Here is a 16,762-nt window from a genome sequence, read left to right as displayed (position 1 = left end):
GCTGTAATTTAATATAAAGTTATCCAAATTAATCAACGCACCTAATAATAATTGGTTCGGTTTGAATTCTATTGCTTTCGTTTCCTGCCCGATCTTTAATGAATATTTCATAGATCACCGTATCGAGTGGATATTGATCAGGAGCGCTACAAGGCGGGATACTGGGATCAGGGAAAAGACAGCATGTAGTAAACAGCAACAGTTCAATGTCCCCAGTTATTCCATTACCGATTCCCTCTTCAGGAATATAAGGGCTTTTAAATTTATCCTGGAAGTTTCCAGTCCTTAAGTCTCTGATAAAAATGTTTCGACTGGTATCATCTGGTTGATGACCGAGGTCTCCATCGCCATCTGTAAATGAAAATGTGAGGAACAATGAGTCTGTATTTAAACTATTCTGCTCCAGTGTATTTTTACTAATACCAATGTATTCGATTTCTGGTTCGACAGGGTAGTCAGGAGCATTGATGCATGAAATGACTAGCGAAAAGAGAATGAGAACGTACAAATACTTAAACATATGCTCAAATTTAATTAAATATGCCCTGTCTATCAAGATAACGAAATAAAAATGTCAGCATACACATCACAACGTGAAAAAATATTGAGTGGTTTAAAAGTAGGGGACCTATCCGATACATTTGACGAGCTGGCGTATGATATTTATCTTTTTCAATACAAGCATAATACTCTTTATAAGCAGTTTGCAGACTTGATCAGTAAAAGTCCGGCACATGTTGATAGCGTGGATAAAATTCCTTTTTTACCCATTTCGTTTTTTAGGAAACATCTGATCAGGACTGGTGTATGGACTCCTGAAACCATTTTTGGAAGCAGTGGAACCACTAGCGGGAATAGATCACAACATTTGATCAGAGACTTGGATTTTTATCTTCAAAATACAATCCAGGGGTTTGAACAATTTTTCGGAAATCCTAAGCAATATGCTATCATAGGGTATTTGCCAGGCTATCAGGAACGACGGGACTCATCATTGATTTATATGGTTAATCATCTTATTTCAGAAAGCAATGACCAGCAATCGGGGTTTTATCTTGGTAAAGAACAGGCATTATTAGAGGTACTGCAGCACCACAAAATAAATAATATTCCAACCATACTTTTTGGAGTAAGTTTCGCACTACTTGCCTTGAGCAAAACCAAGATTGATTTTCCTGAATTGATCGTGATTGAAACTGGTGGCATGAAAACCTCATCGGTCGACTTGACCAAGGAGGAAATTGTAGAGCGATTGAAAAAGGCCTGGAATCTTAAAACCATTTATTCTGAATACGGTATGACAGAATTGCTGTCGCAGTCTTATTCAATGGATGGCAAGTGGTATAAAAGTGCTTCTACGAAGAGGGTCGTTATCGGGGACTTAAGCGATCCTTTTACAAACGCAAAAATGCATAAAACGGGCATCGTAAAAGTTATGGATTTGGCCAATTTGGATACTTGTAGCTTTGTAGAGACCCAAGATCTTGGAATGATTACCCATGATGAATACTTTCAGATCCTTGGAAGAATGGATAATGCTGAACTTCGAGGTTGTAACCTTTTACTTAATGACGCCCTGGAAAATCCAATTCGCTAAAGCCTGGCGATTGGTGTTCAATAGTATGCGCTTTTGGTCCTGAGGATTCTTGATATTAGCCAGTTCGATATACACGATTGGTGGATTGGTATAATTAATCATGTAAAGGCCTCTGGTTCGGATGGTTCCTTTATATCCTCTTCCTTTTTGAAACCTGTCATACTTGCTTTTAAAGGTGTCATGAATGTTATGTGCCAACTCTTTACCTCTCGAAGACTTCTCGTGATGATAGAAAAATACATCTTTCCTTGTTCCTTTACCTGCAGCGTCCACATGTAAGGCTATGACTGCATGGTCTTTATAGCCTGCCTTTTTGTGCTTCAGATATAAAGCGTTTATGTGCGCTACTCGTTGCTCAAGTCTTCTTTTTTGATTGTAGGGCAACTTTTGGCCATTGCAACGCTCATCTCTATCGCATTTCAGGTAAAGGTCATCTCTGATGCCATCATCTTCATCCTGAATGATGATTTCAACCACAGCACCATGTTGACGAAGATTTCTTGCTAGTCTCAGTGCGACATCATAGGCATATTCGTCTTCGCAAAGTGTACTGGGACAAGTTTCACACATCGTACCAGGGTCCGGCCCACCATGTCCACTGACAATGTAAAAGACCTTATCTTTTAAGGAACGATCTACCACTTCTATTTTTTCATAAGCTTTACCAAAGAGCTTATCAACCTCATAAGTCCTCTTTGTAGGAGGTGCAGATTTTTCCTCAGGCGTTTCCACCTTCTCAGCTTCAATCTTATTGATATTGGTTTCGGCTATGGGAATGTTTTCAAGCTTCTGAGAAGCTACTTTTGTATCAGATGCTTTTTTATCGTCTGTGACAAATTCCTTAGGTACTGATTTGTTGCAGTAAAGGGATGAAAATGGTACCCAAAGCTGCTTGCTTGCCTGGTATGAATGACTTCGTTGACCCTGAGACTGCATGGCTTCGTTGTACTTTTGAATGCTGACCGCAAGGTCCCAGTCGTCATTTCCAATGGTAGACCTAATGCTTCGGCCATTATAATCATAAATTAAGACGGGAATGTAATATTTCTCTCCAGAAAATAAATGGGCGTTCGCTGAAAGATTATTGATTTTATAGAATTGTTGAATGTTGCAGTATTCGTCTGCCAACTTGTATTTTCTCAGCAAGGAATAAACCCCATCTCCTTTCTCAGCAGTAACCTTCAGGTAAGTAGCACTGGCAGAGGATGTTGTAACCAATAAAAGGATGTTAATGACAGCAGAGATAGCAAACCGATACATGGGAAATCAGTATTTTATACATTATAAAAAATCATAATATGACAAAGTTATCATTTTCTATGAAACGAAAAAATAATCTTTAAACACATTTAAAATAAAGTTGTGAATAGAGAGAGAATTTCCTAAACAGCTGTACCTTTGTGTCAGTGAAAGCCTTTGCCAACATTTGGTTTCTAATCCAAAAAGATCTCAATATTGAACTGCGTCAACGGTACATCCTAACGAGTATCTTATTATACGTAGTAAGCACCGTATTTATTATCTCTAAGATTCTGCAGACCGTCAGTCCCATGTTATGGAACGCTATTTTTTGGGTGGTCTTTATATTTACAGCTGTAAGTGCCATGATGAAGAGCTTCACTCAGGAAATGTCAGATAGGTCCTTATATTACTATTATCTCGTTGGCCCTATAGAGATAATCCTTGCCAAATTCATCTATAATTTTTTTAGTCTGATGGCGATGGGACTCCTGCTTTCAGTCTCATTTATCATTTTTATCAATAATCCAATAGACAATTACTTTTATTTTTTCTTGGGCGTCACACTTGGAGCTCTTGGAATTGGTGTCATCTTTACCTTAGTGTCTTCGATTGCTTCCAGTGGTGGAAATAGTGCTACACTTATGTCGGTTTTGGCCATTCCTTTGGTTTTACCTGTCATCCTTTTTAATTTACAAATAACAGGTACGGCATTAAACATTCTTCAGGATACAGCTATTGTGAATAACATATCTTTACTTTTAGCAATAATAGGAATACTGATAGGCGTTTCACTATTTTTATTTCCGCAAATTTGGAGAACATGAAAGGAAGTTGGTGGAAGATTTTATCTGTGGTCTTAATGTTATACGTGATTGTCGTGGGGTTTTTAATGCCTTTAAAACCTGGCATTGTAAACGTAACTCCGCAGAATCTTAATTCTGGAGAGGAAGTGACCTTGGAAGTGGAGTTGTACAATGCCGACATCACAGAGCAGAATAAGTCTCAGATAAGAGCGTGGCTGATCCGGGATACCACCTACATATTACAATCACAGCGGGTCAATGTTGTTAATGATCAATTGCTAGAAATTGACTTTAACCTGCCAGAGCACTTACCTACTGATGAAGAAGTCATGGCTTTTACGCTGGTGGTGGATGCACCAGATATGGGTTCTTCTGTTCTACCTTCCGGAATTTTTGTTGGTCAGTCCGGAGGCAACCAGTCATTAGGAGCAGAGGCATGGAGCAGAGGTGGTTTGGTAAATCTCAGTGTTTACAAAGGTTTTGGAATTCCTTATCGTAATTTGTTAGCAGAAACATTAAGGAACACTTATTTTCACGTAAGCCTTTGGTTTGCGATGTTTATCCTTTACTTTGTTTCGGTCATATACAGTATCAGATACTTAAGGAAAAGGGAAGTGTATTTTGATCAGGTGGGGAGTAGTTTAGTGGAAGTTGGAACTTTATTTGGGATTCTGGGACTGATCACAGGAGCTATATGGGCTAAGAATACTTGGGGTACTTACTGGACAGCGGATGTCAAATTGAATATGGCGGCGATTTCCATGATGATATATGCAGCTTATTTAGTCTTAAGGATTAGTCTGGCAGACGCTGATAAAAGGGCTATTATTTCTTCGAGCTATAATATATTTGCTTTTTTTATCATCATACCATTGATTTTTGTGATCCCTCGATTGACCGACAGTCTGCATCCGGGTAACGGTGGTAATCCGGGATTTGGAGGCGAGGATATGGACAATACGATGCGGATGGTATTTTATCCAGCCATCCTGGCTTTCACACTTTTAGGGCTGTGGATGGCCAATTTGATGATGCGTTATAAAAGAATTAGAAACAAACTAGATGAGATATAAATCAATAGCTTTAACCATAATTGGTTTTTTTTATGCCAATGTCCTTATGGCCCAGAGCGGAGGACCTGACTTTTTTCGTAGCATAGGAAAAATCTATGTTGTAGTTGCGGTGATGGTCGCAACTTTTATAGGTATTGTCATATTTCTGGTTTATTTAGATAGAAAAATTAAAAGTATTGAAGACGAAATTTCAAGCCACGATTAAATTCGTCTTATAAAAATTGAAACAAATGAAAGGAGAAAAACAAGCAGCATTCTATCAAAGTGTATTAAATAGTTTTGATAAGGCAGCTGCATTGACTGACCTACCCAAGGGCTTATTGTCTCAGATTAGAGAGTGCAATGCAGTTTATCAAATGCGCTTTCCTGTAAAAATTAACAATCAATTCCAGGTAATAGAGGCTTATCGGGTTCAGCACTCGCAACATAGAACACCCACAAAGGGTGGTATTAGGTTTTCAAGTCAGGTGAACCAGGAGGAGGTGATGGCATTGGCTTCATTGATGACCTTCAAGTGTGCTTTGGTAGATGTACCATTTGGAGGAGCCAAGGGTGGTGTAAAGATCAGTCCGCGGAAATACACTGAAGTGCAGTTGGAAAAAATCACCAGAAGATACACGACAGAGCTAATTAGAAAAAATTTCATAGGAGCAGCTTTGGATGTGCCGGCACCTGATTATGGTACCGGAGCACGCGAAATGGCCTGGATTTTCGACACCTATAACACTTTTAAGATAGGGGATATCGATAGTCTGGCATGTGTCACTGGAAAACCAATTACACAGGGAGGAATCAGGGGAAGAACTGAAGCAACTGGTAGAGGAGTCTACTACGGACTGAGAGAATTATTAAATCAGGCCGACGAAATGGAAGCAGTGGGGCTAACTACTGGTATTTCCGGAAAGCGGCTGGTAATTCAAGGTCTTGGAAATGTGGGCTCTTATACGGCTACAATTTCCCAGAATGAGGGAGGAGCGATCATTGTAGGAGTATCAGAGTTGGAAGGAACCATCTATAATCCAGACGGAATGGACATTGATAAGTTGATCAAGTATCGGAAAGAAAACGGTACGATGATTGGATTTCCGGGTTCCAAGAAGCTGGAAGACCGCGATGGTTGGGTCAGTCTGGATTGTGATGTTTTGGTTCCAGCAGCATTGGAAAGCCAGATTCATAAGGGCAATGCAGGGTCCATTAAAGCTAAAATTATTGCAGAAGCTGCCAACGGTCCGGTTTCTGATGATGCTGAAGATATATTGAGGGATAAAGGGATTATCGTTTTACCTGATATGTATTTAAATGCTGGCGGGGTTACGGTATCTTATTTCGAATGGTTGAAAAACCTTTCTCATATGCGTTTTGGTCGGATGGAAAAAAGATTCAATCAGAATACCTACAGCAGCCTTGTTGACCTGGTAGAAAAAACCACAGGAAAGGTCATTGGTAAAAGGGAAAGACAAGTAGTGGCAAGAGGTGCAGATGAAGTCGATCTTGTCAGGTCAGGATTAGAGGAAACAATGATTACTGCCTACTATCAAATAAAAGATGTAAAAAGCAGAAGAAAGAGGGTTCACGATTACAGATCTGCAGCTTTTATCGCCGCGCTTAATAAGATAGGAAGTGATTACTTGAACATGGGAATTTTCCCCTAACTTTTGAAAAAATCAGGCATTGACCTTAAAATGAGTTTTGAAATTGACATAAATCATATTAAATAAAAATTGATAAGTAATTGCTGTAATTAAAAATTATATTTTATATTTTTGCGTTCTTTAAGAATAAAGTTTTAACACAAAATGTAAATTTTAAAAATGTCGGAAATAAAATTAGATAAGATAGACCTGTTGATTATTAAGCTTCTTCAGGAAAATAGTAAGATTACCAACCTTGATCTTTCTAAGAAAATCGGACTTTCACCAGCGCCAACTTTGGAACGGGTGAAAAAGTTAGAACAATCAGGTGTAATCAAGTCCTACCACGCAAAGGTAGATGCCGTAGCGATAGGATTAAATGTAAGGACTTTTGCATTGGTAAATCTCGCATGGCAGAAAGAAAATGCCTTAGATAATTTTCTTGAAAAGATTCGAGGTATTGACGAAGTGACAGAGTGTTATATCATCACGGGAGAAGCTGACTTTTTGATGAAAATCGTATGCAAAGATCTCCCCACATACGAAAAGTTGCTTTTCAAAACACTTTCGCAAATAGAGGAAATAGAGCGAATTAAGACATTGATGACTTTATCAAAGGTTAAAAAAGACAAAGTTCTACCGTTTCAGTACGAATAAGTAAAATAAATAATCATTCAGAAGGAGAGGCTTTTTGATAAAGTCTCTCCTTTTCTATAATATGCTGCGATGAAGCAATCTCTGCTATGGAAATTACAAAAGGAAAACCACCATACCTCTTTCCTTTTTGGCACCATGCATGTAAAAAGTCAAGCAGCTTTTCAAAGGATAGAACAAGTCAAGCGGATATTAGAAGACGTTGATGTTTTTGCTGCAGAATATCATTTAGACGAGGTACAGTCTCATGCTGCCAATGAACATTTATTCATACCTGAAGGTGGGAAGATATCTGATATATTAAGTAAGAAAAAGTTTGAGAGAATCCGAAATCAACTGATTAAATCATTTAGCATAGACCTTCAATTGTTTGACAGGTTCTTACCAATGGTCCTGGTTAATTTCATAGGTGAAGCTATTCTTTCTCAGGAATATAATTTGCCATTGGATGTCTATCTTTGGAAGTATGCAAAGTCTTTAGACAAAAAATTAAAGGGTATGGAGACCTTTGAATCACAAAGAAAAATACTTCATAATATTTCGCTTAGTGACCAAATAAAAATGCTGAAAGACCTGGCCAGGAATACAGGTAAGTATCGAAAAAACATTTTTAGAATGTCGATGTGGTATGAAGAAGAGCAGATACAGAAACTATACAAGAATGGCAAACAATCGCTTGGCAAGTACAAGCACATATTATTGAAGAACCGAAATAAGAAAATAGCAGCAAGATTTGATCAAATTTCTGAATCAAGAAGTTTGTTTTGTGCTGTAGGTGCTGGTCATTTGGCTGGTAATTATGGTATTTTAGTCTTGCTAAAAAATAATAACTGGAAATTAGAAGCAATATGAGCGAAGTGAAAAAACAATCTACAGTTTTTGTAAGGATAGGATTAGATCAGGAGAATATACCGACAGAAATCCATTGGAAATCGGAGGATGGAGCCAATACCTATGAGCCCTGCAAAGCCATGTTAATGTCACTATTTGATGAGGATCAATTAGACACGATCAAACTGGACCTCTGGACCAAGAGCATGCAAGTAGAGGAGATGGATCGGTTTATGTTTCAGACATTGCGTGGGCTGGCAGACACTTATTTTAAGGCTACTCAGAATGCAGAACTTTCTAATCAATTTAGGAGTTTCGTTCATTTTTTTGGCCAGTCGACCGGCTTGATAACCGACGAAGACTAGAAATTCTCAAGGGTTCTATCATTAATTTGCTGAAATAAAACATATTAATCAATATTTATATATATTATTTTCCTATTTTTGGGATTATAGAATATATTAATATGAATAGTGTTGTAACTGAGCGATTTATAAAGTGCCATGATCGAATTCTCGCCATGAATATGGTGAGGTCCAGCAGGCAATTTGCGATTTCACTGGACTACCTTCCACAAAGTTTAAGCGAAATAGTGAAGGGTAGGAGGGATGTGACGCTGGAAGTATTAAGAAAAGCGATAGAGCGGTTTAAGCTTAATCCCAATTTTCTATTGTTGGGCGAAGGAGATATGTTTGCCAATGAAAAGCAATCCAGGGATTATGTGTTGACTGTAGTTACAGACAATGCACAGGACGAAAAGATAGTGCATGTGCCTATTCCTGCGCAGGCCGGGTATGGAGACTTGATCATGGATCCAGAATTTTTCACTGAACTTGAGACTTATAGCCTTCCTGAATTTTCGCAGAGCCGAGGTACTTTCCGATCGTTTTCTGTTTCAGGTGACAGCATGGAACCATCACTTTTTGAAGGCGATAAGATTGTTTGCCGATTTATGGAACAGGATCAGTGGTCTACCTCCGTTAAGAATGGGTACGTTTACGTCATCATCACCAGAAATGATGTAGTCGTCAAAAGGGTTAAAAATAATATAAGTACCAAAGGGTCATTAACTCTCATTTCAGATAACTCCTATTATGACGATAGGGAAATTGCAATAAACGATGTCATAGAAATTTGGTATGTGAAAGTCAAAATTAGTCCATTCATGCCCAGCCCATCTAATATGAGGAATGGATTTAGCGAAGATGTAGAAACCCTTAAGCAGACTATAACAGAACAATCCCAAGTAATTAGTAACTTGAACCTTACAATTCAGAAACTTCTTAAACAAAACAGATCGAGAGTATGAGTTTCAAAATAGAAGGCAAGGCCAAATACATCAATATAGGCACGGGTTTTTGGGGCATTATCGATAATAACGGAAAGGAATATCTGCCTGTCAATATGCCTGAGCAATTAAAATTCGATGGTGAGAATGTAGAGTGTCGCGCAAAGAAATCGGACGCCATGAATATACATATGTGGGGAGAACCTATTAGTATCATATCTTTCGAAACCGTCAATCCGGACAAAGACTAGAAAGTACATGATTGAATATTGGTGACTCCATTGATTTCTATGATCTCATCCATTCTGAACACCATTCCATCCTGAGTTTCCAGATATTCCACTTTCTCTTTTGTGAACCAGGTTTTGATTTGGGCATAAATCGTTTTAATTTGATCATCGTGGAGAAATGCAATATTGACCATTAATTTTCTGGTGGCCATAATTTCTACTTGATCTATAAAATTACAATCGACTGGCTGATAAGGATTTTTCATCTGAATATAATTACTGTTAAATTAACAACGCCTTTGATGGAAAGTAAGTTCTAAATCAAGGTTTAATAGTCCAATTCGAAGACATTCAGAATTAAAGGCTGAAAAGGCCATTGACCTAAAAAAATACCGACTTCTTTAAAACCTAAAGAATCTTGATCGACCACCACAAACCGTTTTAGCGTAATATCCGATACCCCAATTCAGTTCAAATACCAAATGGACGAATGCGGGATTAGTGGATGCGTTTCCTTCTACAAGTCCCAGGTCAATTTGATTATTGGCTTTTCCCTGTTCGGATACAAAATCTGGAAGTGTGTAACCCATTCGCACACCGACTATGGCTGTAAAGGCATCATCGCCAAAAGCATACCACCCGAAACCCAAAACGGCGGAGTAACTCAAATCCAGGAAATCACCTGAAATATCTGTAAAGGGAGCACCAGCATTAGATTGCTGTGCCCGCTGCAGCCATGAAATCCGGGGTCCGAGCTCTACATAGTTGATTGTACGATTATATCTAAAAAGTGGATAAAGATCAAAAGAAGTCCAGCGGTATTCATTGATCGTGGCTGAAGAGGTTTGATCAGCAGTATAAGTGAACTGCTGCTTAAATTGTGAATACATGCCATCAAATGTTACGGCATAGTATTCGCCAAAATTAAGTCCAAACTTACCTCCGAAAGAGTAGGATCCATTAATTTTAGGACTGTAATCAAATGCATTTAAGACATCGGCATTGACCAACATGTTAGGCCCGTAAGAGCCTTTCAATCCTGCATCCAACCATAGATAAACTTTTTGAGCCTGTATTTGAGAAATCGAGCAACTCAAAATGAAAATGACAACTATTTTCTTTAAATCCATCACTTTAAATATTAGAAATATATTGTATGTGTAAAGTTAATCAAAATTATGAAACAAGATCCCCTTTTCTAATGATACCTTCTTGAACACACACTGCATTCATCCCGAAATAGATTTTGTTACCCTGCTTCTTATATAATGACAATGTTTTCAAGGGCTCCACTAATTTTTTACTTGTTTTCTGATCTATATTGACCATAATGCATCTGGCACAAGGCTTTATCATTCGCAGTTTCGCTGCACCAATCCCCAGATAGTCCATCTCCTCTTCTTGATAAGGACTTGTATTTCCCAGTACAAGATTAGGCCTAAAGCGATTCATAAGAACTGGCTCATTCAACCTTTGATTCAAGTCACTTAATGACGCTTCTGAAATGATCAAATAAGGATATCCGTCTGCCATGCTGAGCAAAGTGCGAGATGGTGATTTTTTGAGGGATTTATGCCTTACACTTTTTTCGGTCATTTTGACCAGATGAACTTTTGAACCGATAATATTGCTAAACCAATCATCAAAGCCCCTGACTTGATCAGCTTGAAATTCATGATTCCATACCCGGACCTGCATCGGCTTTGTAAGGTTACATGCGTGATTAATTTCTATGAAGTCCTCTCGATCACCCTTTAAATAAAACCGAAACCCCTCTTCAGACCATTCAGTACCTATGCCTGAAAGTTTAGGAAAATCACGTTGGGTGACAAATATTCCTTCCTGATCTACAAGCATCATCCTCCTATCATACTGAAAACCCATCTGCTCACATTTTGCTTGCCCGGTTGAGATGCCGCCCAATGATTTAATGGGATAAATGATAATGTCTTTAACCTCCATGATACAAATTTAAAATTCTTACGTTCTTAATGCGCGAAGATAAATAGTATAACTTACCTTTGTGTCCCGTAATGTAATCATCGTATAATGGCTAAATATATTTTCGTTACGGGAGGCGTGACTTCTTCTTTGGGAAAAGGAATCATTGCTGCATCTCTTGCAAAATTACTTCAGGCAAGAGGCTTCACCGGAACCATTCAAAAGTTTGATCCCTATATTAATGTGGATCCAGGTACACTCAATCCCTATGAACACGGCGAGTGCTATGTTACGGATGATGGAGCTGAAACAGACCTTGATCTGGGTCATTACGAAAGATTTCTCAACCGTTCCACTTCTCAGGCTAATAACGTGACCACTGGCTCGATTTATCAGACCGTGATAGAAAAAGAGCGAAAAGGTGAATATCTTGGAAAGACAGTACAGGTCATTCCCCACATTACCGATGAAATCAAGAGGAGAGTGCGCCTTCTAGAACAGAAAGGCAACTACGATATAGTCATTACAGAAATAGGAGGTACAGTTGGGGATATTGAATCACTTCCTTATCTCGAAGCGCTTCGACAACTTAGAATGGATTTGGGTAAAGAAAACTGCCTGAACATCCATTTGACACTTATACCCTATCTAAGTGCTGCCAAGGAACTCAAAACAAAACCTACACAACACTCGGTTAAAGAACTTCTACAAACAGGCATTCAACCTGACATACTAGTGTGTCGAACAGAACATCCACTCACTGAAGACATCAAAAAGAAATTAGCGCTATTCTGCAACGTAGACGAAGGATCAGTAATAGAGGCACTCGATGCCGAAACTATTTATGATGTTCCACTATTGATGCTGAAAGAAAAATTGGACGTGATTACACTTAAAAAGCTAGGTCTGGACTATTCGGGTGAACCTGATTTAACAAAATGGAAGGCATTCCTGGGACGTCTTAAAAACCCGACACACGAGGTCAGGATTGGTCTGGTCGGTAAATACAATGAATTGCCGGACGCATACAAGTCTATCTATGAATCATTCGTCCATGCTGGAGCAGAAAACGAGTGTAAAGTCAATGTGATTTCGATTCATAGTGAAAGTCTGGAAGGGGATAAAGATCCCGCTCTTGTTTTAAAGGATTTACATGGTGTTTTGGTGGCACCTGGATTTGGAGAACGAGGGATTGAAGGGAAGTTAAAAGCCATCAAGTATATCAGAGAGCATAATATTCCATTTTTTGGAATTTGTCTGGGTATGCAATGTGCGGTGGTCGAGTACAATCGAAATGTGATGGGACTGGAAGACGCAGCTTCATCAGAAGTCAATCCGGAGAGCACGCACAAGGTGATTGATTTAATGGCCGATCAGAAAAAAATTGTGAACATGGGTGGAACCATGCGATTAGGATCGTATGAATGTAAGCTTAAAAAGGGAAGCAAGGCTTATGAAGCCTATGGTAAGAGCAAAGTAGAAGAGCGACACAGACATAGATATGAAGTCAATAGCGCATACGTGAAAGATTTCGAAAGATCAGGTCTAATCCCCACCGGTATTAATCCCCAAACAGGACTTGTTGAAATCGTAGAATTGAAAGACCACCCTTATTTTTTAGGTGTTCAATTTCACCCTGAGCTCAAAAGTACTGTTGAAAATCCACATCCTTTGTTCATAGCTTTTGTCAAAGCAGCACTGCAAGCTAAAAAAGGCAAATACAACGAAGTTGGAGCAGAAGCATAATGATCATGCCTTGGGAAATGTAAGAAAACTTAAACTGGAAGAACTTGGCAGGGTAGGGGTAGACCAATTTAAGCAATTGGAAAAACTACCTGTTACCATTCTTGTAGATAACTTTAGATCGGGCTTAAATGTAGGATCTGTTTTTAGAACTTCAGATGCTTTTTTAGTAGAAAAAGTCATTCTATGTGGCATTTCATCTACTCCTCCGCATAAAAAGATTCTAAAGACAGCCATTGGAGCTAACCGATCGGTGGAATGGGAATATGTGGAAGATATTTCAGAGGCAGTACACAGCCAAAAATCAATGGGTTATACGATCATAGGAATTGAACAAACTACCGCCTCTAAAAATTTAGCTTCATATAACATTGACAAAGAAAGAAAGTATGCCATTATTTTTGGCAATGAGGTCGAAGGATTGAGTAAGAAAATTCTACCAATGGTCGATACTTTTCTTGAAATACCTCAGTTTGGTACCAAGCATTCCTTAAATGTATCGGTATGCGCAGGAATTGTCATCTACCAATTTGCACTGGCCCTTTCTACCTGAAGCCGTACTTGTTTTGCTCTCGCACATAGTCTGGTCTGAAGCCCAATCGCAATCCAAATTGGAAAAAACTTAAGGAGGTGACAGTTTCATCCTGTCCTGCAACTGCTCGCTCCAGGGCCAAAGTATCCCATTTGCTCCCGGGTAAAAATTTAAATCTTACGTACGGCGTGATTGTAATGAGGTCATTCACACCAAAATCTACTCCGGCTCCAATAGTTGCGCCATAACCGAAATTCTGAAAGTCCGCAATCATCGGATCGCCACTTATGACCTGTTTGTTCTGATATTCAAGTAAAGGGGCTATTGATAAGTAAAAGCCTTTCGTAAATAAATTACCATCTTTAGAAAATGTGGGGCAATCGCAATCTCCAATAAAATCTAGAATATAAAAATGTGCATTGGCTGCCAAACCCAACGACGAGAATCTAAATGTCGAGCGTTCTGAAGACGTCGTCGAACGAAAGGCATAGATTTCTGGAAGAAATTCAATCCTGTAATTCTTTAGTCTAAACCAGTAATCTAATCCTATTTCATAGCCATTAGTAAACAATTGTTCCTCATTGGTCCACATATTCCATAATTCGGCGTTAATCCTTTGATACCTTGAATGAATACCAAGTTGTGAAAAACAAGGATAAGCTAAAAATAACAAGAAGCCAATGACGAAGGATTTCATATCTCTTTAACGTAATAAGTTTAGACAATCATTTAAAGAAATGCTAAACGTTTAACAATTAGACAATGTTTCATGTTGGTATACCTATATTTGCGGCGATGAAAACGAAAACGTTACGAAAAGAGAAGGTCAATGTGGTGACCTTAGGATGTAGCAAGAATCTGGTTGATTCAGAAAATATCATTACACAATTGAGGGGAAATGATTTTGAGGTGAGTCATGAAACAGATGAGGGATCAGATATTGTTATTGTGAATACCTGTGGATTCATTGACCTTGCCAAGGAAGAGAGTGTCAACACCATCTTAAGTTATGCTGAGGAGAAAAAGGCAGGAAATATCGAAAAACTTTATGTTACCGGTTGTCTTTCACAGAGGTATAAGGATGACCTGGAGGCAGAAATACCAGAAGTAGACGCTTATTTCGGTACAATGGAGTTGCCGGGTTTATTGGCAAAATTAAATGCTGACTACAAACATGAGTTGATAGGAGAAAGAGTGACGACCACTCCGCAGCATTTTGCGTATCTTAAAATATCGGAAGGTTGCAATCGAAAATGTAGTTTTTGTGCCATTCCGCTGATGCGAGGAAAACACATTTCTCAACCCATAGAGCATCTGGTTGCTCAAGCCAGGAATTTGGCGAGGATCGGAGTCAAAGAGTTGATTTTGATTGCACAGGAACTGACCTATTATGGTCTTGATATCTATAAAGAGAGAGCTTTACCTCAATTGCTTGATGCTTTATGTGAAGTAGATGGCATTGAGTGGATCAGGTTACATTATGCTTACCCCAGTAAATTTCCTTTGGACATCATTCACACCATGAAACGCCAACCGAAGGTTTGTAATTATCTGGATATTCCTCTACAACATGCAGCTGACAATGTTTTGGCAGCTATGAAAAGGCAAGTGACACGCGAGGAGACCACTAAATTGATCAATGATATCAGGTCTATTATCCCGGATATCACCATTAGGACAACAATGTTAGTGGGATTTCCGGGTGAAACTGAGGAAGATTTTGAAGATTTGTGTGATTTTGTCCAGGAGATGCAGTTTGAACGATTGGGTGTTTTCCAATACTCTCATGAAGAAAATACGACGGCGCATTTGATGGATGATGATGTTTCTCCAGAGATAAAGGTGGATCGCGCCAATAGACTTATGGCCATTCAGCAGGAAATTTCATATGCTAAAAATGAAGCAAAAATCGGTAAGCAATTCAAAGTATTGATTGATCGAAAGGAAGGTGGTTATTTTGTTGGCAGAACTGAATCAGATTCCGCCGAAGTGGATAATGAGGTGCTAGTTGAAGCTTCACAACATTTCTTAAGAATTGGTGATTTCTGTGAACTAACGATTATTGATGCTGAAGAATATGATCTTTATGGGGAGCCAGTTGTTACATCATCATGAACAAGAAGAAAACAATCTTACAGCAGGAGGTTAGTCCTTTCAAGCAGGCAGGGGTTGCCTTAGGAGCTAATTTGATTTTTAATTTAGTGGCGTGGCTGATCCAAAAAGCTGGAGTAGCACTTACCAATACAATTTCATGGGAAATTTCACTGACTCTTCTTTTGTTTTTTGGCCTGGCCAATGCTATATTTTTTCTCAATACGACGGAAAAAACCAAATATTGGTCCTATAGTATCACTTCTTTTATCACAGTGGCTGCAGTATCCATTTTTGTCTCCACATACCTGTCGGGAATAGGAATAAATGACAGTGCATCAATCAAATGGATTATATTGATTTTCTCCTTCAGTTATCTCATTTTTATTTCGATCATTGGTTTAATGAGAAGGATCGTGGAGATTGCCATAAAGCAAGATAAGAGGTTGAGGGGTGAGCAATAGAAATACATTGATTCCCTATTTCTTGCCTTACAAACTCTACATTTCAGAACAAATAGATACTTAAGTGGTTACTATGATACGGATTGTACCGTTTAACTAATTTGAATATTATGAAAAAATTATTGTTTTTATTAAGTATGGTTATGCTTATGTCGGCATGTAATACACAGAAAACAAATGTAAAGTCAAGTAAAGTCGACAAGGAGGAAGTGGTGAAAGAACAAGACCAAGTTAAAGTAGATATAGAAAAGATTGAGAAAAGTGAAGCAGAATGGAAAGAAGAATTGACAGACGAAGAGTTCTATATATTGAGAGAAAAGGGTACAGAACGAGCTTTTTCCGCTACTGAGATGTTGAATAATAAAAAAGAAGGAACCTATGTATGTGCAGCATGTGCATTGCCTTTATTTTCTTCGGAAACTAAATTCGAATCTGGTACCGGATGGCCTAGCTTTTATGAACCGATCAAGGAAGGATATGTAGCAGAAGAAGATGATCGTTCATTTGGAATGGTTCGTACGGAAGTGCTTTGTGCAAGATGTGACGGTCACCTGGGTCATGTATTCAATGACGGACCGAAACCGACTGGTCTCAGATATTGTATCAATGCTATTGCATTGGATTTTGAGCCTAAGTAGTATC

At 38.6% G+C, this 16,762-nt stretch carries 21 protein-coding genes; 15 read left to right on the top strand and 6 right to left on the bottom strand.

Annotated features, from left to right (window positions below; all coding sequences use genetic code 11):
• Positions 1–28: 28 nt before the first annotated feature.
• The gene (locus tag L2567_RS00380; RefSeq protein WP_235295697.1) at positions 29–520 is read right to left on the bottom strand and encodes a hypothetical protein; all 492 of its coding nucleotides are present in this window, start codon (positions 518–520) and stop codon (positions 29–31) included.
• A 51-nt stretch (positions 521–571) separates the two neighbouring features.
• Between L2567_RS00380 and L2567_RS00375 the strand changes: the two genes are divergently transcribed.
• The gene (locus L2567_RS00375) at positions 572–1,597 is read left to right on the top strand and encodes a long-chain-fatty-acid--protein ligase (RefSeq protein ID WP_235295696.1); all 1,026 of its coding nucleotides are present in this window, start codon (positions 572–574) and stop codon (positions 1,595–1,597) included.
• On the opposite strand, the gene L2567_RS00370 is transcribed toward L2567_RS00375, so the two are convergent.
• Positions 1,562–2,857: an N-acetylmuramoyl-L-alanine amidase gene (locus L2567_RS00370; RefSeq protein WP_235295695.1), complete on the bottom strand. Its 1,296-nt coding sequence runs from the start codon at positions 2,855–2,857 to the stop codon at positions 1,562–1,564. The two genes, L2567_RS00375 and L2567_RS00370, sit on opposite strands and share 36 nt — an antisense overlap.
• Before the next feature lie 140 nt (positions 2,858–2,997).
• Here L2567_RS00370 and L2567_RS00365 point away from each other — a divergent pair, with 140 nt between their 5' ends.
• The 9 genes from L2567_RS00365 (at position 2,998) to L2567_RS00325 (ending at position 9,370) form a co-directional block, all read left to right on the top strand.
• Complete coding sequence (locus tag L2567_RS00365) at positions 2,998–3,663, top strand: heme exporter protein CcmB (RefSeq protein WP_235295694.1); 666 nt, start codon at positions 2,998–3,000, stop codon at positions 3,661–3,663.
• Entirely contained in the window at positions 3,660–4,715 is a 1,056-nt protein-coding gene (gene ccsA / locus L2567_RS00360; RefSeq protein ID WP_235295693.1) for a cytochrome c biogenesis protein CcsA, read from the top strand. Before L2567_RS00365 ends, ccsA begins: the two co-directional genes overlap by 4 nt.
• Positions 4,705–4,920 (top strand): CcmD family protein, encoded by a 216-nt coding sequence (locus L2567_RS00355; protein WP_235295692.1) that lies wholly within the window; start codon positions 4,705–4,707, stop codon positions 4,918–4,920. The genes ccsA and L2567_RS00355 overlap by 11 nt, the downstream gene beginning before the upstream one ends.
• Positions 4,921–4,945: 25 nt before the next feature.
• Positions 4,946–6,367 (top strand): Glu/Leu/Phe/Val family dehydrogenase, encoded by a 1,422-nt coding sequence (locus L2567_RS00350; protein ID WP_235295691.1) that lies wholly within the window; start codon positions 4,946–4,948, stop codon positions 6,365–6,367.
• Between the two features lie 159 nt (positions 6,368–6,526).
• Positions 6,527–7,003 (top strand): Lrp/AsnC family transcriptional regulator, encoded by a 477-nt coding sequence (locus L2567_RS00345; protein WP_235295690.1) that lies wholly within the window; start codon positions 6,527–6,529, stop codon positions 7,001–7,003.
• A 69-nt stretch (positions 7,004–7,072) separates the two neighbouring features.
• Entirely contained in the window at positions 7,073–7,852 is a 780-nt protein-coding gene (locus tag L2567_RS00340) for a TraB/GumN family protein (protein WP_235295689.1), read from the top strand.
• The gene (locus L2567_RS00335; RefSeq protein ID WP_235295688.1) at positions 7,849–8,196 is read left to right on the top strand and encodes a gliding motility protein GldC; all 348 of its coding nucleotides are present in this window, start codon (positions 7,849–7,851) and stop codon (positions 8,194–8,196) included. The genes L2567_RS00340 and L2567_RS00335 overlap by 4 nt, the downstream gene beginning before the upstream one ends.
• Positions 8,197–8,297: 101 nt before the next feature.
• The gene (locus L2567_RS00330) at positions 8,298–9,140 is read left to right on the top strand and encodes a S24 family peptidase (RefSeq protein ID WP_235295687.1); all 843 of its coding nucleotides are present in this window, start codon (positions 8,298–8,300) and stop codon (positions 9,138–9,140) included.
• The gene (locus tag L2567_RS00325; protein WP_235295686.1) at positions 9,137–9,370 is read left to right on the top strand and encodes a hypothetical protein; all 234 of its coding nucleotides are present in this window, start codon (positions 9,137–9,139) and stop codon (positions 9,368–9,370) included. Before L2567_RS00330 ends, L2567_RS00325 begins: the two co-directional genes overlap by 4 nt.
• Here L2567_RS00325 and L2567_RS00320 read toward each other — a convergent pair.
• The 3 genes from L2567_RS00320 to L2567_RS00310 form a co-directional block, all read right to left on the bottom strand.
• The gene (locus L2567_RS00320; RefSeq protein ID WP_235295685.1) at positions 9,367–9,615 is read right to left on the bottom strand and encodes a hypothetical protein; all 249 of its coding nucleotides are present in this window, start codon (positions 9,613–9,615) and stop codon (positions 9,367–9,369) included. The genes L2567_RS00325 and L2567_RS00320 overlap by 4 nt on opposite strands.
• A gap of 135 nt (positions 9,616–9,750) precedes the next feature.
• Entirely contained in the window at positions 9,751–10,479 is a 729-nt protein-coding gene (locus L2567_RS00315) for a PorT family protein (protein ID WP_235295684.1), read from the bottom strand.
• Between the two features lie 46 nt (positions 10,480–10,525).
• Complete coding sequence (locus L2567_RS00310; RefSeq protein ID WP_235295683.1) at positions 10,526–11,311, bottom strand: MOSC domain-containing protein; 786 nt, start codon at positions 11,309–11,311, stop codon at positions 10,526–10,528.
• Between the two features lie 87 nt (positions 11,312–11,398).
• On the opposite strand from L2567_RS00310, the gene L2567_RS00305 reads away from it, so the two are divergent.
• Together L2567_RS00305 and L2567_RS00300 are read left to right on the top strand one after the other, a co-directional pair.
• Positions 11,399–13,036: a CTP synthase gene (locus tag L2567_RS00305; RefSeq protein WP_262913071.1), complete on the top strand. Its 1,638-nt coding sequence runs from the start codon at positions 11,399–11,401 to the stop codon at positions 13,034–13,036.
• Positions 13,020–13,586, top strand: coding sequence for an RNA methyltransferase (locus L2567_RS00300; RefSeq protein WP_235295682.1), 567 nt, complete (start codon positions 13,020–13,022; stop codon positions 13,584–13,586). The genes L2567_RS00305 and L2567_RS00300 overlap by 17 nt, the downstream gene beginning before the upstream one ends.
• On the opposite strand, the gene L2567_RS00295 is transcribed toward L2567_RS00300, so the two are convergent.
• Positions 13,579–14,262, bottom strand: coding sequence for a hypothetical protein (locus tag L2567_RS00295; protein ID WP_235295681.1), 684 nt, complete (start codon positions 14,260–14,262; stop codon positions 13,579–13,581). The genes L2567_RS00300 and L2567_RS00295 overlap by 8 nt on opposite strands.
• Before the next feature lie 98 nt (positions 14,263–14,360).
• Here L2567_RS00295 and rimO point away from each other — a divergent pair, with 98 nt between their 5' ends.
• From rimO to msrB, 3 genes are all read left to right on the top strand, one after another.
• Positions 14,361–15,680 (top strand): 30S ribosomal protein S12 methylthiotransferase RimO, encoded by a 1,320-nt coding sequence (gene rimO, locus L2567_RS00290; protein ID WP_235295680.1) that lies wholly within the window; start codon positions 14,361–14,363, stop codon positions 15,678–15,680.
• On the top strand, positions 15,677–16,120 hold the full coding sequence (locus L2567_RS00285) for a hypothetical protein (RefSeq protein ID WP_235295679.1): 444 nt from the start codon (positions 15,677–15,679) through the stop codon (positions 16,118–16,120). Before rimO ends, L2567_RS00285 begins: the two co-directional genes overlap by 4 nt.
• Before the next feature lie 149 nt (positions 16,121–16,269).
• Complete coding sequence (msrB, locus tag L2567_RS00280) at positions 16,270–16,758, top strand: peptide-methionine (R)-S-oxide reductase MsrB (protein ID WP_406626641.1); 489 nt, start codon at positions 16,270–16,272, stop codon at positions 16,756–16,758.
• The last annotated feature ends 4 nt before the right edge of the window (positions 16,759–16,762 follow it).

This window comes from Portibacter marinus, assembly GCF_021533195.1.
In the GTDB taxonomy this organism is placed as follows: Bacteria; Bacteroidota; Bacteroidia; order Chitinophagales; family Saprospiraceae; genus Portibacter; species Portibacter marinus.
The sequence above is the reverse complement of the archived record's forward strand: the minus strand, read 5'-3'. Positions and strand labels throughout refer to the sequence as shown.

Excerpts from the sequence above, each read along its gene's own strand:
- rimO (WP_235295680.1), top strand. The coding sequence starts at position 14,361 with ATGAAAACGAAAACGTTACGAAAAGAGAAGGTCAATGTGGTGACCTTA.
- L2567_RS00370 (WP_235295695.1), bottom strand. The coding sequence starts at position 2,857 with ATGTATCGGTTTGCTATCTCTGCTGTCATTAACATCCTTTTATTGGTT.
- L2567_RS00315 (WP_235295684.1), bottom strand. The coding sequence starts at position 10,479 with ATGGATTTAAAGAAAATAGTTGTCATTTTCATTTTGAGTTGCTCGATT.
- L2567_RS00305 (WP_262913071.1), top strand. The coding sequence starts at position 11,399 with ATGGCTAAATATATTTTCGTTACGGGAGGCGTGACTTCTTCTTTGGGA.
- L2567_RS00325 (WP_235295686.1), top strand. The coding sequence starts at position 9,137 with ATGAGTTTCAAAATAGAAGGCAAGGCCAAATACATCAATATAGGCACG.
- L2567_RS00375 (WP_235295696.1), top strand. The coding sequence starts at position 572 with ATGTCAGCATACACATCACAACGTGAAAAAATATTGAGTGGTTTAAAA.
- L2567_RS00340 (WP_235295689.1), top strand. The coding sequence starts at position 7,073 with ATGAAGCAATCTCTGCTATGGAAATTACAAAAGGAAAACCACCATACC.
- L2567_RS00355 (WP_235295692.1), top strand. The coding sequence starts at position 4,705 with ATGAGATATAAATCAATAGCTTTAACCATAATTGGTTTTTTTTATGCC.
- L2567_RS00345 (WP_235295690.1), top strand. The coding sequence starts at position 6,527 with ATGTCGGAAATAAAATTAGATAAGATAGACCTGTTGATTATTAAGCTT.
- L2567_RS00285 (WP_235295679.1), top strand. The coding sequence starts at position 15,677 with ATGAACAAGAAGAAAACAATCTTACAGCAGGAGGTTAGTCCTTTCAAG.
- ccsA (WP_235295693.1), top strand. The coding sequence starts at position 3,660 with ATGAAAGGAAGTTGGTGGAAGATTTTATCTGTGGTCTTAATGTTATAC.
- msrB (WP_406626641.1), top strand. The coding sequence starts at position 16,270 with ATGTCGGCATGTAATACACAGAAAACAAATGTAAAGTCAAGTAAAGTC.
- L2567_RS00380 (WP_235295697.1), bottom strand. The coding sequence starts at position 520 with ATGTTTAAGTATTTGTACGTTCTCATTCTCTTTTCGCTAGTCATTTCA.
- L2567_RS00310 (WP_235295683.1), bottom strand. The coding sequence starts at position 11,311 with ATGGAGGTTAAAGACATTATCATTTATCCCATTAAATCATTGGGCGGC.
- L2567_RS00320 (WP_235295685.1), bottom strand. The coding sequence starts at position 9,615 with ATGAAAAATCCTTATCAGCCAGTCGATTGTAATTTTATAGATCAAGTA.
- L2567_RS00335 (WP_235295688.1), top strand. The coding sequence starts at position 7,849 with ATGAGCGAAGTGAAAAAACAATCTACAGTTTTTGTAAGGATAGGATTA.
- L2567_RS00330 (WP_235295687.1), top strand. The coding sequence starts at position 8,298 with ATGAATAGTGTTGTAACTGAGCGATTTATAAAGTGCCATGATCGAATT.
- L2567_RS00350 (WP_235295691.1), top strand. The coding sequence starts at position 4,946 with ATGAAAGGAGAAAAACAAGCAGCATTCTATCAAAGTGTATTAAATAGT.
- L2567_RS00295 (WP_235295681.1), bottom strand. The coding sequence starts at position 14,262 with ATGAAATCCTTCGTCATTGGCTTCTTGTTATTTTTAGCTTATCCTTGT.